Origin of the sequence: Bradyrhizobium sp. 23 (assembly GCF_023073295.1) — a bacterium.
GTDB classification, from domain to species: Bacteria; Pseudomonadota; Alphaproteobacteria; order Rhizobiales; family Xanthobacteraceae; genus Bradyrhizobium; species Bradyrhizobium canariense_D.
Genome location: NZ_JADPJF010000157.1, coordinates 1 through 13,846 on the forward strand (window position 1 = coordinate 1; position 13,846 = coordinate 13,846).

Consider the following 13,846-nt stretch of genomic DNA (forward strand, 5'->3'; position numbering starts at 1 on the left):
GCTCGAACTTCACCAGCTGATTGTCCACGGTGTCCAGGCTCTCGCTGGTTTCCGTCAAAAACTCCCGCAACAGATCATCCATGAGCTACGCCTTACAGACCTGGATCTGGACCTCGACGCCCGAGCCGCGCTGGCATGAACGGAAGCCCCCACCTTGGATCGTTAGACATCCCCTTTCACGGTCCCGTTAATTTCATCCTCCGTGCTAATACGGATATTGAAGACAAGTTTGCCGTTCGACTGCATGGGACAGCGTTTTTCGGCAAGACCGGCCCCACGCCGCAGCGGCGAGACGCGTTAGGTGAACGTGCCGATAACAGCGAGACCCGGCGCGCGGGAAAGCCCTGCTTGTGAAGGAGATATGCGCGGTCTTCGCGCAAATTGTATCGAGCTGCCTGCAGCCCGGGCCGGTCTCGCCACGTCGCCTGGTGCTTTGCCGGGATATGCATCACCCGCATTTGCGGTAAACGAACCGTTACCCGCGTCCGCTGCGGCCGGTGCCGCGCTAACCCAGGCGCGCGGCCGGGGCAAGCTCGCCCTGGGGACGGTGCTCCGCCAGGCAATCGTTGATGGCGGCGAGCAGCGCGTGCGGCGTGAACGGCTTGCGCAGACAGCGCGCCGCACCGAGCTCCAGCGCCATCCGGAGGAAATCCGGGGCCGGCGAATTCAGATTGCGAACGCGTAGCCGGACATCGCTATCAGCGGAACGGCCGGCGCGCGCTCGTGAAAGATTCTGACCGATTCGAACCCGCGCATGTGCGGCATGAAGATATCGATGATCATCAGATCGAACTGTTCGTGTTCGAGCGCACGAAGTCCGGCTTCCCCTCCTTCGGCGATCGTCACCCGAAAATTGTTGCGCTGGAGATAGACCTCGATGGCCATGCAGACCATCGGGTCGTCATCGACGACGAGAATATCGCGCAGATCTTCTGTCCCCGTTTGAGCTTCCCGATTTGGCGATTCAATAATTGAACCGTGGCGCACGCCATGCTCCTTTGCTCGAGAAATGGACTGTTGAGAGCGTCCTTGGCGGAGCCGGAAAGACGATTGACGCGGAATCTGCGGCCACGCGGCGCCAAGGCAACTCCATGACGACGACGCGGCGCGGATGACCTTGAAACGCGCCGGATCAACCATGACCGCGAACAAGCTCCAAACCGATTCTCCAGCCGCACCATCTGGATCTGCTGGTTCCCAGCTCGGTAGGAATTGGGTCAGGGAATCTGTCTTGGCGAGGCCGACGTGCAGCGGCACTGACTGCGATCGGACGTCTTGTCCCAATTGCCAATATATCCCGACGGGAACATGATGGAACGTGGCCGAACGACAAGCAGTTTCCCGTGCTGGTCCGGGAGACGGGAGGCTACTTTGGAAACAATGGTACGTTCCTCCAACGGTTTCCTGTCCGCGCTGTCGGCGGACGATTATGAATTGATCCGCCCCCACCTGCGGACGGGCGATCTGCCGCACGACGCGGTGCTGGTCGCGACCGGCGAAACGCTCAAGCGCGCCTACTTTCCCCATCGCGGCGTCATCTCGCTGGTGGTGGAGCTCGCCAGGGGCGAGCACGTGCAAGTCGCCATGATCGGCCGCGACAGCCTGCTCGGAACGCTCTCGATCATGGGCGATGCCTGCGCGCTGAACACGGCCATCGTGCTGGTTCCAGGCTCCGCCTCGATGATGGACCTCGACCGGCTGCGCGTCGCGGCCGACCAGAGCTGCACCCTGCGGACGCTGCTCACGCGTCACGGACTGGCGGTCTACGCGCAGGTGCAGCAGACCGCGGGCTGCAACGCCGCTCATCCGGTGGAGTCACGGCTGTCGCGCTGCCTGCTCCACACCCATGACCTCTCCGGCGACTACCGGCTGCTGCTGACCCAGGAGGCGATGGCGCAGATGATCGGCGCTCGGCGCAACAGCGTGTCGCTGGTCGCCAACACCTTGCAGCAGGCGAATTTCATTAACTACAGCCGCGGACACATCCAGATCCTCAACCTGGACGGCCTGCGCCAGACGGCGTGCGAATGCTACGCCACCGTGAAGGCGCAGTATGACCGGCTGCTCGGCCCGCGCTGACTGGCGCTGCGGCGTGGTAAACCGGCCGCTAATTCCGGCCCGCAAACACGGAATGTCCTGCTACCGGAACTGAAATCCAGATGCCGTAGACACGGATGTGCCGCGCGCGCCTGTACGGGCCGGCGGCAAACCGTGATCAAGGCAGGCCAAACCATGTTCGAAGTCACCGTCGCGCCTGCGCAAACAGTGCTTGATGCCGAACCCGCGCGCGAGCCGGGCGCGTACCAGGCGCTGGTGCGCGAGATCGGCGAGGATGGTGCTTGCGAAGTGCGCGACGTGTTCTGGAGCGAAACCTGCGCGCGTCTGCAATCGTTCCGCACGCTCTCGCTCGCGCAGCACCACGGCAGGATCGCCCGCGAAGCGCATTCGCTGAAGGGCGCGGCCGGAACGTTCGGCTATGTCAGGCTCGCGGTGCTGGCGCTGCGGCTGGAGAAGACCGCGGAGAGGCTCGGCGACGCCGGATTTTGCGACCTCCTGGACCTGATGGACGCCGCCTACGCTGCCGCGCGCGCGCAGGAGCCGGAGGGCTGACGCGCTCGCTCGAAACGCTCCAACCACTCACGCGTGCATGCCCGCCGTACTTCTACGGCTTGGGATTTTCACAGATGGCTAATCATAGGCAGCGATAGTCGCCGGAAACCAGGAGGGTTTCCATGTTCACCTACGAGACCGCGGACCAGAAAGAAGTTCGCCGCTTCCGCATCGCACAGTTCAACGGCCGGATGGCGACGGTGGCCGCTGGCGAGGCGACGGTGACCGGCTTCGTACGTTCGGTGCTGGAGCAGGAATCGAGCATGCCGCCCCGCTGGACCATCACGATCATTCCCAACGTGCCGAAGGACGAGCTCAAGCCGCTGCGGCCCTCGTCGCGCGCGCGTCCCTTCGCCGAAGATTATTTCTGAGCACGGTCGGAGCCGCGGGTCTTTTTCGAGAAATGCCTCACGCTTGGCCCTCGCCCGCTGCCGGGCGGCCCGACGCAAGGCCCTTCAGTCGATCGAATGCAGCAGCGCCGCACGGACGAGGTCCGCCGTGTTGCGCGCACCGAGCTTCCGCATCGCCTCGGCGCGATGGCTCTCGAAGGTGCGCGGGCTGATCTGCATCCGAAGCGCACCCTGCTTGTTCGAATAACCCTCGCTGATCAGCCTCAGCACCTCGCGCTCGCGCTTGGTCAGCCGCTTCTGGCCTGACAGGCCGAGGATTTCGGCGCTCGGCACGCGCTGCAGCTGTGGCGCGCGCGCGAACTTCGATTCGGCGCCCTCGGCCCTGGACGCGATCGGCAGGCCACCCGTGTGAGAACCGGCAAGCTGTTTGACGAGGCCACAAACCCGCTCGGTCTGCACTAGCGCATTCTCCACGACCCGCTGCAAATAGGCACGGTCGCCCGTCACCGGCGCGAGCTGATCGCTGTGATGCTTGATCTCGCCCATGTAGAGCAGGAGCGCCGTGAGGGGACCGTTGAGCTCGCGGGCGATGGCGGCTGCCATTTCGTCGGCCGCCTTGGCACGGGCGGCGTTCAGACGGACGGCATCGAGCTCTTCAGTTGGAGCGGCGTTGCTTTCGTACCATTCCGACGGCCGCGAATCAGTGGCCGTATCATTCTGTGACCCCATGTCACTCGTTTAGCGGAACCCAACGCGGTCTGTAGTTAACTTTTTGCTCCGTAAGACTACGGTGAATTTGGCAGTTTTGTGCTGAAACCCCGGCACAGGCACACTTTATGCTTGAGTGGCAACGTCCCTCAACATTCTTAGGTTGCTGAACCTGCCCAATTGATAGACGGGTCGCTCGACGCCTTCTTAACGATCAGATCCGCGCCGATTACCTGCGGCCTTGGATTTTACGGATATATTAACGGCGGCTTGCTTCTCTATGTCGCAATTGAGAGCGCGCAAATGCCTCCATGCATGGGGTCGGTAGGCCTGCTGGAAACGTTGCGGAAGATTGCGTGCCATGAACGAGATCGACCAGCTATCGAACTTCCTGCAGAAGCTGACGCCGCTGTCGCGCAGCTGCCTGCTCAGCGAGCTCGAACGGCTTGAGCTGTGCGGCATCGACATGCCGGGCTCGTCCGACCTGCAGTCCCGGTTGCGCGCCGAATTTCGCAAGGACGGATCGAACCAGGCGCGCGCCACCAGTCCCTCGCGCCATTTCTTTGCGCCGCTCGAGCTGCTTCTGATCGACGGCGCGCCCGAGCATGCCAACATGGGGCGGATCTCGCGCAACACCCTCACCCCGATCTGGGAGTGGATCTGCCGCGACCTGCTGCCGACCATGGCACGCGACTACATCAAGGCGATCAACGACCAGGTCGCCGCCAACAACCAGAAGGAAGTGCTGAAGATCGCATCGACCTTCCAGACCAAGGTCGTCAAGGTTCTCGAAAGCACCCTCGCATCAGCGGAGAGCACCGAGTTCGCGCGCGGCAAGCTCGCGCAATACACGGCATCGCACACCGCCTTCGAGGACGTGAAGAAGATCCAACATGTGCTGCGCGCCGGCGCCGCGCTGCCGAAGTTCAACGACAGGCTGCCCGAGAAGATCGCGAAGTTCGACGACGGCACGGTTGATCAGATCACCGCCCGATTGGACGCCTTCAAGAAGGCCCATCCCGAGGCGCTGCCGTTCGCGCTGACGCTGGTGGCGAGGCGGCTGAAGACGTTCTGGCAATTGGTGCGTCTTGCCACCAAGGCCGCAGCGAGCAAGGGCGCCGCCGATGTCGCCGCCGCGCCCTATGCCTGCGTCGTTCACATGGTGCTCGACCAGCTCGACGACAGGCGCCTCGCCTTGCGCATCGCGCTCCGGCACAACCGGGTGCTGATTGCGCGCGACCTGCTCGCCGAGATCTACGAGACCGAATATGCGCTCAAGGTGCGGATCGACGGCATCGAGCATTGCGAATGGGGCATTCGGCTCCAGCAATTGATGGACGCGATCGCGGCGCTGGTGTCCGCCGAGGTGAGCCGCTTCCCCTCCAATGTCGGCCACATTCTCGGTTCGCGCCGGCTGCGCAGCCACGACACGCTCGGTGGCAAGCTGTCCTATCTGGCCTGGAAGGGACGCGATGCGATTGAGGACGGCGCGGCCGCGTTGCGCAAGCTGATCGGCCAAACCTGATCCCGCGCTAATGCGCGCGCGGCAGGCACAGGAAACGATCGAGAAATCGCCCTGACAGCACGAACCTGAACCACCAATACATTATTCGCCGCGACGTCATTGCTGCGATCCTCGACAGCCCACCACCGGCTGCCCAGAGCAATAGCGCACGTGCAGCAATCCGCTTGTGATGTGCTTCACATTGGCGCCAGCGCGCACCGACGCATTGTCGCAGAACCGTCACGAGCGAACCGGGAAAAATGCGCGCGTCGCGCGCAATTGAGGCGCTCCATTATTCAATTGGGCGAGGCGCGCGTGGCTTGGTCCAATTGCAGGACAGCGCGCGTACATGCAGCCGCACTGCACGTCGCGAGATCTCCAGTGATTGTCGCAACCCTGCGCCCGGCGCGCGGGTAGACGTAAAAACTTCCCGACCGAGATCCAGATAATTTTAGACGTGATGGGCGCTTTAACGTTACTCAGATAATTCGACAATCGACTGAAGCCTTCCATATTTGAAACTGCTCACGTCGCTAACACACCGGCACGGAACGGGAGTGCTTGCGATGAACGACGAAATTGTAGAACTCGCCGAACGAAGGCCGAAAACCTTCGGACGGCGAAAGGTGAAGCCGCGCGCCTGCGTGGCCGACGGCAAGCGCCATCTTCGCGCGTTTCTCGCGGAAGTGCTGGAGGATCTCGGCTTCGTCACCACCGAATGCGCCAGTGCCGAGGAGCTGCAGAGCGTGCTGACAAGCGAATTGCCCGACCTGATCCTGCTCGGCATCGCCGCCGACGGCATCGAGCCCGGCAAATTTTTGGAGACGCTGGTGCGCGAGGCCTTCGACGGCAGGGTTCTGACTGTGGGCGCCCGCGAGTCGATCATCGTCAGGGCCGTGCAGCAGGTCGGCGAGGAATACGGCCTCAAGATGCTGCCGCCGCTGACGACGCCGTTTGCCGCGGAGACGCTGCGCGACCGTGTCGCGATGCTGTTGCCCGAGGAGCCGGCGCCGAGCCCCGCCGTGCACGTCGGCGAGGCCCTGCACGCCGGCTGGCTCGAGCTCTGGTACCAACCCAAGATCGACGCGCGCACGCTGATTCGCAATAGCGCCGAGGCGCTGGTGCGGATGCGGCATCCGACCTGGGGCGTGGTGCCGCCCGCCTATTTCATCCCCGAAGAGCACGACCCGAATATGCGCGACCTCTCCGAATTCGTGATCGAGCGCGCCATGCAGGACTGGCACTATCTACTGGAGCAGCAGAGCCCGGTCGATCTCGCGATCAATTTGCCGGCGTCCTATCTGAAGGAGCCGCAAGCCGTGCGTGATCTCTGCCGGCGCATGCCGACGCATCCGGCGTTCGGCGGGCTGACGATCGAAATCGACAGCGAGGAGGCGATCCGCGATCTCGATCTCCTGGCCGAGGTCGCCCGCGAACTGCGTCTGCACAATATCGGCCTGTCGGTCGACAATCTCGGCGCCAACTGGCCGTCGCTGATGGACCTTGGAAAAATTCCCTTCATCAAGCTGAAGGCCGACCGGCACTTCGTCACCGGCAGCGGCACTGATCGCCTCAAGCGCACGGTGTGCCGCCACATCGTCGAGCTTTCGCATGGCTATGGCGTGCGCGCCATCGCCGAGGGCGTCGAGAGCCGCGCCGACCTCGTCGCCGCCAACGAGCTCGGCTTCGACCTCGTGCAGGGTTTTCTGTTCGGCAAGCCGATGCCGCTGAAGAAGTTTGCGCGGAGCACGCTGACGCGGACGGTGATGGGGTGAGTCCTTGCGCGAGCGGCGGATTACGCTGTTGCCGCGCACCCCTCAGCCGTCGAGTGCACGGAGCTCGTTTCACCCATTGGGCTGCGTGCCTCGACCTGTTCGACGTGAAGCGCGAAGCTGGTCGCGCCGGAATGCTCGAGTCCTGCGCGGAGCCGCATGCTCGGAATCAGGTAATCGCCGCCATTCTGGCGCCGGTAGGGAATCGGGGATGTCGTCGCAAGCGTTCGCATCCTCTCGCGCAAACGTTCGGCAGTCGCTTGGAAACCCGCTTCGTCCAGTTTGTCGGCCTTGTAGACGACGAACGGCGGAAGCACGTCATAGCCGGGATAATAGAGGATGCCGTGATTGATCGGGAACAGCAGGTCGTCGATCGGCCCGTTGATCCCGCGCGCCGAATAATGCTCCTGCCAGCCGCCGGCGGTCACGATCAGCATCGCGCGTTTGCCCGCCAGCCTGCCTTCGCCGTAACGGTCGCCCCACCGCTTGTCGCTGTGCTCGCCGACGCCATAGGCGAAACCGTAGGCGAACACGCGGTCGACCCAGCCCTTGAGGATGGCCGGCATGCTGAACCACCATAGCGGGAATTGCAGGATCAGGACGTCCGCCCACAGCAGCTTCTCGATCTCGGCCTTGACGTCCGCGGTGAGTGTACCCGACTCGAACGCCTGCTTGGAGGCGGCGGCCGGCGCCAGCCGCCCGTCCGGCGGCAGCAGCGGAAAATCGGCGCGGCCGACCTCGGATGTCCATCCCTGCGCGTAAAGGTCTGACACCCGCACCTCGTGTCCCTCAGCCTCGAGTTCTCTGACGGCAACGTCGCGGAGCGAGCCATTGAGGGAGCGCGGCTCGGGGTGAGCGAAGAGGATCAACACTTTCATGATCAGCACCTTGGTTGACGATTGCGAGCAGCAGGTAGCGCCTCCGACTGCAATCCGGTAGTTGTCGCCGATGGATAGGATCATGCCGAAATATGGATAAATCGGACGTGACGCTCGAACGCATGCGCAGCTTCGTGCGGGTCGCCGAGCGCGGAAGCCTGTCCGCGGTCGCGCGCGAGCTTGGTCTCGGCCAATCGACAGTGACGCGGCACCTTCGGGAACTGGAGCAGGCCGTCGGCGTGCCGCTGCTCACGCGGACCACGCGCAGCGTGACGATGACCGAGGAGGGGCGCCGCTATTACGCCGACTGCGTGCAGATCCTGCGCCTGGTCGAACTCGCCGGCGACGAGGCGCGCAGCACGCGCGGCGCGCCTGCCGGAACGGTGCGCGTCTCCTGCACCGCCGCCTTCGGCGTGCTCCACGTCAGCCGTCTGGTTTTCGCGTTCCAGGACCGCTATCCGGACGTGGCGGTGGATCTCAGCCTGACCGACGAGCGGATCGACCTCGTGCGGGAAGGTGTCGATATCGCTTTGCGTCTGGGGCCGCTCCCCGACAGCTCGATGAAGCTCAGGCTGCTTGGTCAGTCGCGGCGGGTGCTTGTGGCCGCACCGGACTATCTGGCGTCGCGCGGCAGGCCCGCGCGCCCGCAAGACCTCGCCAGCCACGAGGGTGTCAGGATGTCGAACATCGCCGGCAGCGACGTGCTCGTGCTGCACGGGCGCCGCGGCGGCCGTCATGTGGTCCCCTTCGCAGGGCGGCTGCGGGTGGATCACGGGCTTGCCGCACGCGAGGCGCTCGCGGCCGGTCGTGGCATTGCGCCGGCGCATCTTTGGCTCGTCGACGACCTGCTTGCCTCCGGCCAACTCGAGCGCGTGCTTGAAGACTACGCGCCGCCGTCCGTTCCGCTCAACATGCTGATCGTGCCGGAGCGGTCCGGCATCGCGCGGGTACGGCTGCTGGTCGATTTTCTTGCCGAGGGAATCGCACAGCTGCCGGGGATTGAAAAGCCGCAACCGGGCAAGAGGTAAGGCCGCATCAATTCGGCCTCAGGCAAACCGCCGTGCGAAGAAGACGCAGGCGACCACCAGCGCGGTCGCGACGATCATGCTCCAGGCCACAGGTTCGTGCAGGAGCAGGCCTGCAAGCGCAAGGCCGAAGAACGGCTGGAGCTGCTGCAACTGGCCGACGCGGGCGATGCCGCCGATCGCAAGCCCGCGGTACCAGAAGATGAAACCGACGAACATGCTGAAGACCGAGACGTAGGCGAGCCCGATCCAGGCGGGCACACCGACGCCGCTCCATGTCGACGGCCAGGTTAGAATCGCGACCGGCACCATCAGCGGCAGCGACAGCAGCAGCGCCCAGGAGATCACCTGCCAGCCGCCGAGCCGGCGCGACAGCGCGGCGCCTTCGGCATAGCCGAGCCCGCACAGCACGATCGCCGCGACCATCAGGAGATCGCCGGTGAGCGATGCGGTGCCGTCGTTGGACAGCGCAAAGCCGGCGACAGTGGCGCTGCCCAGAATTGCAAAGAGCCAGAACATCGGCTGCGGCCGCTCGCCGCCGCGCAGCACGCCGAAGATCGCGGTCGACAGCGGCAAGAGCCCGATGAAGACGATCGAATGCGCCGAGGTGATGTGCTGGAGCGCAAGCGCCGTCAGCAAGGGAAAGCCGACCACGACGCCGATGGCGACGATCGCGAGCGAGACGAGATCCTTGCGCTGCGGCCGCGCCTGACGGAGCAGGCCGAGCACGGCCACACCGATCAGCGCCGCGATGACCGCGCGCGCCGAGGTCAGGAACAGCGCGGAAAACCCGCCGACCGCCACGCGGGTCGCCGGCAGCGATGCGCTGAAGATGATGACGCCAAGAAGCCCGTTGCCCAAGCCGCTGCCGGAAGAGTGCATGCCCATCTCGCCTTGTCGGTGGTGATCCGAACTGGCGAGGCCAGCCGGTGTCGCGACGATTACCTGTAAGCCTCCCAAGGCCCAACAACAAAAAGCGCGAAAACAACCCCATGCACAGTAGCCGGAGCTGCAAGATCAATGACTTACGCCGGGGCGGAATCGTGTTTCTAGACCGCGATCGTGATGCGGCGGGCGCTGAAGGCGAGCCGGGGATGATTGCCGACGAGCAGCAGGGCTGCGTGGGACACTTAATTCGCCTTGATGCCCGCTTCACTGATCAGCTTGCCCCATTTCGAGCTTTCGCTTTGGATGAAGCGGCTGAACTCCTCCGGCGAGGTCGGTGCAGGCTCTGCGCCAAGCGTCCGGATCTTCTCGACCACCGATGGATCCTTCAGGGCCTTTCCGAAGGCTTCGTTCAACCGGCCGACGATATCGGCTGGCGTGCCGGCCGGAGCAACCAGCCCGAACCAGCCAACGGATTCGAAACCCGCAATACCGCTCTCGGCGAGTGTCGGCACATCAGGCAAGGACGACAGACGCTGCGCAGACGACACACCGATGGCGTTGAGCTTACCTTCGAGGATCAGTTGCCTCGATGCGGGGATATCCAGTACCGCGAAGGGGACATGGCCTGCGAGAACATCGACCGTCGCCGGCGCGGTCCCGCGATAGGGGACCAGCTCCATGGCGATCCCGGTCTTCTGCGTGAACAGTGCCGCGGTCAAGTGCATGGCGGTCGAATTGCCGCCATGCCCGATCGACAACGCGCCCGGCTTGGCCTTGGCGAGCGCGATCGATTCCGCGACCGTATGCGCCGGCACGTTCGCTGACGCAACCAGCACGAAGGGAATTTTCGCGAGCAGGGTGATCGGCGCAAGATCCTTCGGATCGAACGGCATCGACGAATTGAGATGCGGATTGACCGTCAGGCTGCCTGCCGGCGCAATGCCGAGCGTATAGCCGTCAGGCTTGCCCTGCGCGACCGCGGCCATGCCGATGTTGCCTCCAGCACCCGCGCGGTTCTCGATCACGAGACCCTGTTTGAGCTCGGCAGTGACCAGCGGTTCGAGCGCGCGGATGACGGTATCGGCGCTGCCGCCGGGCGGAAAGGTCACGATGATCTTGATCAATTGCTCGGGATAGACCGCTCGGACCGCCTCCAGCGGCAGCACGGCGAAACTCGCGGCCGTCAGCACGGCCAAAATGCGGCGGCTTGCAACGTGAAACACGTTTCCCTCCTGGTGCGAGTCTTTTTTTGTTTTGTGAACCACGACTTTGTAAATCACCTGCCGGCGGACTTCGCCGCGAGACCGTCCGCTTCAAATCGCCTTACGCCGAAGCGCCGGTGATGCGCGTCAGCAAGCCTTGTGGGTCCGCTGGCGCGGCCTGCCCGCGCCAGGCGATGTGCTGATCGGGCCGCGCCAGCACCAGCTTCTCGGCATACGCGCCGTTCGCTTCGTCCGGCGCAATGTCGAGCAGCGCGAGCGGAATGCCGCGCTGCTCTGCGGCAGACTTCAATGGCGCTACATCGATCGCCGGATCGAACCGCAGCAAAGTGTAGCCGACGCCGAAGGCATCGTAGAGCGATCGCCCGTCCCGCAGAAACAGGTGCGGCGCGCGAGCGCCCGGCACGGTGGAGGGGGTGAAGCTGCCCATCGCGTAAGCGGGCGGCGTCTCGCCGTCATAGGCGATGATCGGCGAGGCATCGTAATAGTAGCCGAAGTTCAATCCGGCACAGCAATATTGCTGCACGTTGAGATCGTAGGCCGCCCTGGCCAGCGCTGCGCGCGCGGCGTGGCCGCGCGGCGTGTCGTCCTCGATCTCCGCGGAGACTCCACCACGCTGCGCCATCATCTTCATCGCATGGTCCATGGCAAAGCGCGACACCTGTTCGGTGATGGGCTGACGCTCCGCCTCGTAGGCATCCAGGATCGAAGCCGGCGCCCACCCGTTCAGATGCGCCGCCACCTGCCAGCACAGGTCGACGGCGTCCGCAATCCCCGCATTCATGCCGTAGCCCGCATACGGCATCCACAGATGCGCGGCGTCGCCGCAGATGAAGACTCTGCGGTCGCGGAAGCGATCGGCGACAAGCCGGCGGCCGACCCAGTCCTCCTTGCTGAGGACGCGGTATTCGAAGCGCTCGTCGACGCCGAGAATGGCGCGGATCGCCCAGTCCCGATCGACCGAATCAAATTCGGGCTCGTCTGGCTTCAGGTGATTATGGATCAGCCAGCGGTCCTGACCGTCGATCGCCACCGTCGTGCCTGAGCGTCGCGGGTTGAGCGAGAGCACCATCCAGGCCGGCTTGTGCGCGCCCATCAGCTCCTTGAGCTGCGGCGCTTCGATGAAGGTCGATTGCACGCGCTGGATCACCGGCGTGCCGGACAGGTTGGCGCCGATCGATCTGCGAGCCAGGGAACGGCTGCCATCGCAACCGATCACAAAGGAAGCCTCGATGCGGAGCGAGCTTCCGCTGTCGAGGTCGCGCGCCAATGCGACCACATGGTCGTCATTCTGCTCGATGTCCGTGATTTCCGTGCGCGCCAGAATGGTGATGCGCGACTGAGCGGCGGCATGGCTGAACAGGATCGGCTCGAGATAGACTTGGTTGATCCGGTGCGGCGGCTCCGGCGTCGGCCACCAGGTGTCGGGGCCGCCGGTGGCGCTGTAGCGGCGTGCGCGCGAGGGAATGTCGATGCGGCACAGCTCGATGCCGGTCGCCGTGGTCCGGTAGGAGCAGTCGTTCGGGAAATCTGCGGGCAGGCCTGCGTCGCGCAGCTTTGCGGCGACGCCGAGCCGGCGGAAGATCTCCATCGAACGCGCCGAGACGTGATTGCATTTGACGCTGGGCGGATCGCCGGCATGGCGGATCTCCGCGACCACGACGTCGATCCCACGGGAAGCCAGATCCATCGCCGCGGTCAATCCGACGGGCCCGGCGCCCACCACCAGCACCTGTGTCCTCATGTTCGTTTCCAATCCCTTGGCGATCGCCGCTTCACCGACCACGGCATGCATTTTATTGCATGCTCGCTTATGTGATAAGCCGGAAAGAACTCATCAATTCATGAGCTTTGCCTATGAACGTCACCTTACGGCAATTGCAGGCCTTCACCGGCGTGTACCGTACGCGCAGCATCACGCGGGCTGCGCGCGAGCTGGGGATCACGCAATCGGCGGCGAGCCTGTTGATCCAACAGCTCGAAGCGCAGCTCGGCGTCAAACTGTTCGATCGCTCCACTCGTTCGGTGCAGCCGACGCGGGCCGCTGACGAGGCAGTTCATGCCGCCGAACGGATGCTGGGCGATGCGCTGGGCCTGTCGCGGCGCATGCGTGACCTCGCGCAGGCGCGCGCCGGCCGAGTCGCGTTTCTCGCCTCAGCCGGTACCGCATCGGCACTGCTGCCCTCGGTGCTGGCAAAATTCCGGGCAGGCTATCCCGACATCGAAATCGACATGCGCGACGTCGCCGCCGACGATCTCGTTCCACGTCTGATCGCGACGGATGCGGAGTTCGCGATCGGCAGCGTCGAGGGAGAATTCGCGGAGCTGACGATCGAGACGCTGACCCGCGGCCGCCTGAGCGCCATCGGCCGGCGCACCCCCGACTTCGCGGCACGGCGCTCACTGACATGGGACGAATTGGATCAGATGCCGACGATCGCGATGCGGCGCGAGACGCGGATACGCATGCAGATCGATCAGGCGCTGGGGAGCCAGGGCAAGCACCTCAACCCGACCTATGAAGTGACGCTGATCAACACCGCGCTCGCCATGACGGCGCAGGGCCTCGGCCTTGCTATCCTTCCTGCGACGATGCTGCCGGCCGATCAATTTCCAACTCTGATCGCAAAGCCGCTGATACGCCCTGCCATCACCCGCCCGGTGTCGCTGCTGCAGCGCCAGGGTCGGACGCTGTCGCCGGCCGCGCAGGCGTTCGTGGCGACGGCGCGGACGGTGCTGGCGGAGCGAGAGCCGGCAAGATCAGACTGATCTGCCGAGCTTTCTGGAAAGCCGTTTTATTGTGGCGGTGAGCGGCCCGAGACATAGGTGACAAAACGTACCGGACACATGGGTTACACTTTCCGCTTTTGTTCTGCGGGAGGTGTGGATGC

12 protein-coding genes and 1 pseudogene are annotated in these 13,846 nt (G+C 64.3%); 7 read left to right on the top strand and 6 right to left on the bottom strand.

Translation table 11 applies throughout. From position 1 onward, the window contains the following. Window positions 1–505: 505 nt before the first annotated feature. Window positions 506–927: pseudogene (locus IVB32_RS40945) on the bottom strand (response regulator). Between the two features lie 453 nt (window positions 928–1,380). Here IVB32_RS40945 and IVB32_RS40950 point away from each other — a divergent pair. The 3 genes from IVB32_RS40950 to IVB32_RS40960 all read left to right on the top strand — a co-directional run bounded on the left by IVB32_RS40950 (window position 1,381) and on the right by IVB32_RS40960 (window position 2,981). Further along, window positions 1,381–2,079 (top strand): Crp/Fnr family transcriptional regulator, encoded by a 699-nt coding sequence (locus IVB32_RS40950; protein ID WP_018459877.1) that lies wholly within the window; start codon window positions 1,381–1,383, stop codon window positions 2,077–2,079. Between the two features lie 153 nt (window positions 2,080–2,232). Next, window positions 2,233–2,610 (top strand): Hpt domain-containing protein, encoded by a 378-nt coding sequence (locus IVB32_RS40955; protein WP_018459876.1) that lies wholly within the window; start codon window positions 2,233–2,235, stop codon window positions 2,608–2,610. A gap of 122 nt (window positions 2,611–2,732) precedes the next feature. Then, window positions 2,733–2,981, top strand: coding sequence for a hypothetical protein (locus IVB32_RS40960; RefSeq protein ID WP_018459875.1), 249 nt, complete (start codon window positions 2,733–2,735; stop codon window positions 2,979–2,981). Between the two features lie 84 nt (window positions 2,982–3,065). On the opposite strand, the gene IVB32_RS40965 is transcribed toward IVB32_RS40960, so the two are convergent. After that, window positions 3,066–3,689 carry a helix-turn-helix transcriptional regulator gene (locus tag IVB32_RS40965; RefSeq protein ID WP_018459874.1) on the bottom strand — a complete coding sequence of 208 codons (624 nt, stop codon included), beginning with the start codon at window positions 3,687–3,689 and terminating at the stop codon, window positions 3,066–3,068. A 340-nt stretch (window positions 3,690–4,029) separates the two neighbouring features. On the opposite strand from IVB32_RS40965, the gene IVB32_RS40970 reads away from it, so the two are divergent. Both IVB32_RS40970 and IVB32_RS40975 read left to right on the top strand, forming a co-directional pair. After that, a complete protein-coding gene (locus tag IVB32_RS40970) occupies window positions 4,030–5,193 on the top strand; it encodes a hypothetical protein (protein WP_018459873.1) in 1,164 nt (387 codons plus the stop codon). A 545-nt stretch (window positions 5,194–5,738) separates the two neighbouring features. Further along, window positions 5,739–6,947 (top strand): EAL domain-containing response regulator, encoded by a 1,209-nt coding sequence (locus IVB32_RS40975; RefSeq protein ID WP_026233896.1) that lies wholly within the window; start codon window positions 5,739–5,741, stop codon window positions 6,945–6,947. A 20-nt stretch (window positions 6,948–6,967) separates the two neighbouring features. Here IVB32_RS40975 and IVB32_RS40980 read toward each other — a convergent pair whose 3' ends face one another. Beyond that, window positions 6,968–7,822, bottom strand: a complete 855-nt coding sequence (locus IVB32_RS40980; protein ID WP_039801040.1) for an NAD(P)H-dependent oxidoreductase — start codon at window positions 7,820–7,822, stop codon at window positions 6,968–6,970. A 92-nt stretch (window positions 7,823–7,914) separates the two neighbouring features. On the opposite strand from IVB32_RS40980, the gene IVB32_RS40985 reads away from it, so the two are divergent. Continuing rightward, window positions 7,915–8,850 (top strand): LysR family transcriptional regulator, encoded by a 936-nt coding sequence (locus IVB32_RS40985; RefSeq protein WP_018459869.1) that lies wholly within the window; start codon window positions 7,915–7,917, stop codon window positions 8,848–8,850. A gap of 18 nt (window positions 8,851–8,868) precedes the next feature. Here the strand turns inward: IVB32_RS40985 and IVB32_RS40990 are convergent, their stop codons facing one another. From IVB32_RS40990 to IVB32_RS41000, 3 genes are all read right to left on the bottom strand, one after another. Further along, window positions 8,869–9,729 carry a DMT family transporter gene (locus IVB32_RS40990; RefSeq protein ID WP_026233895.1) on the bottom strand — a complete coding sequence of 287 codons (861 nt, stop codon included), beginning with the start codon at window positions 9,727–9,729 and terminating at the stop codon, window positions 8,869–8,871. A 248-nt stretch (window positions 9,730–9,977) separates the two neighbouring features. Then, on the bottom strand, window positions 9,978–10,958 hold the full coding sequence (locus IVB32_RS40995) for a tripartite tricarboxylate transporter substrate binding protein (protein ID WP_247295759.1): 981 nt from the start codon (window positions 10,956–10,958) through the stop codon (window positions 9,978–9,980). 100 nt (window positions 10,959–11,058) lie between these two features. Further along, the gene (locus IVB32_RS41000; RefSeq protein ID WP_247372308.1) at window positions 11,059–12,699 is read right to left on the bottom strand and encodes an FAD-dependent oxidoreductase; all 1,641 of its coding nucleotides are present in this window, start codon (window positions 12,697–12,699) and stop codon (window positions 11,059–11,061) included. Window positions 12,700–12,812: 113 nt separating this feature from the next. Between IVB32_RS41000 and IVB32_RS41005 the strand changes: the two genes are divergently transcribed. Beyond that, the gene (locus IVB32_RS41005) at window positions 12,813–13,724 is read left to right on the top strand and encodes a LysR family transcriptional regulator (protein ID WP_018459865.1); all 912 of its coding nucleotides are present in this window, start codon (window positions 12,813–12,815) and stop codon (window positions 13,722–13,724) included. The last annotated feature ends 122 nt before the right edge of the window (window positions 13,725–13,846 follow it).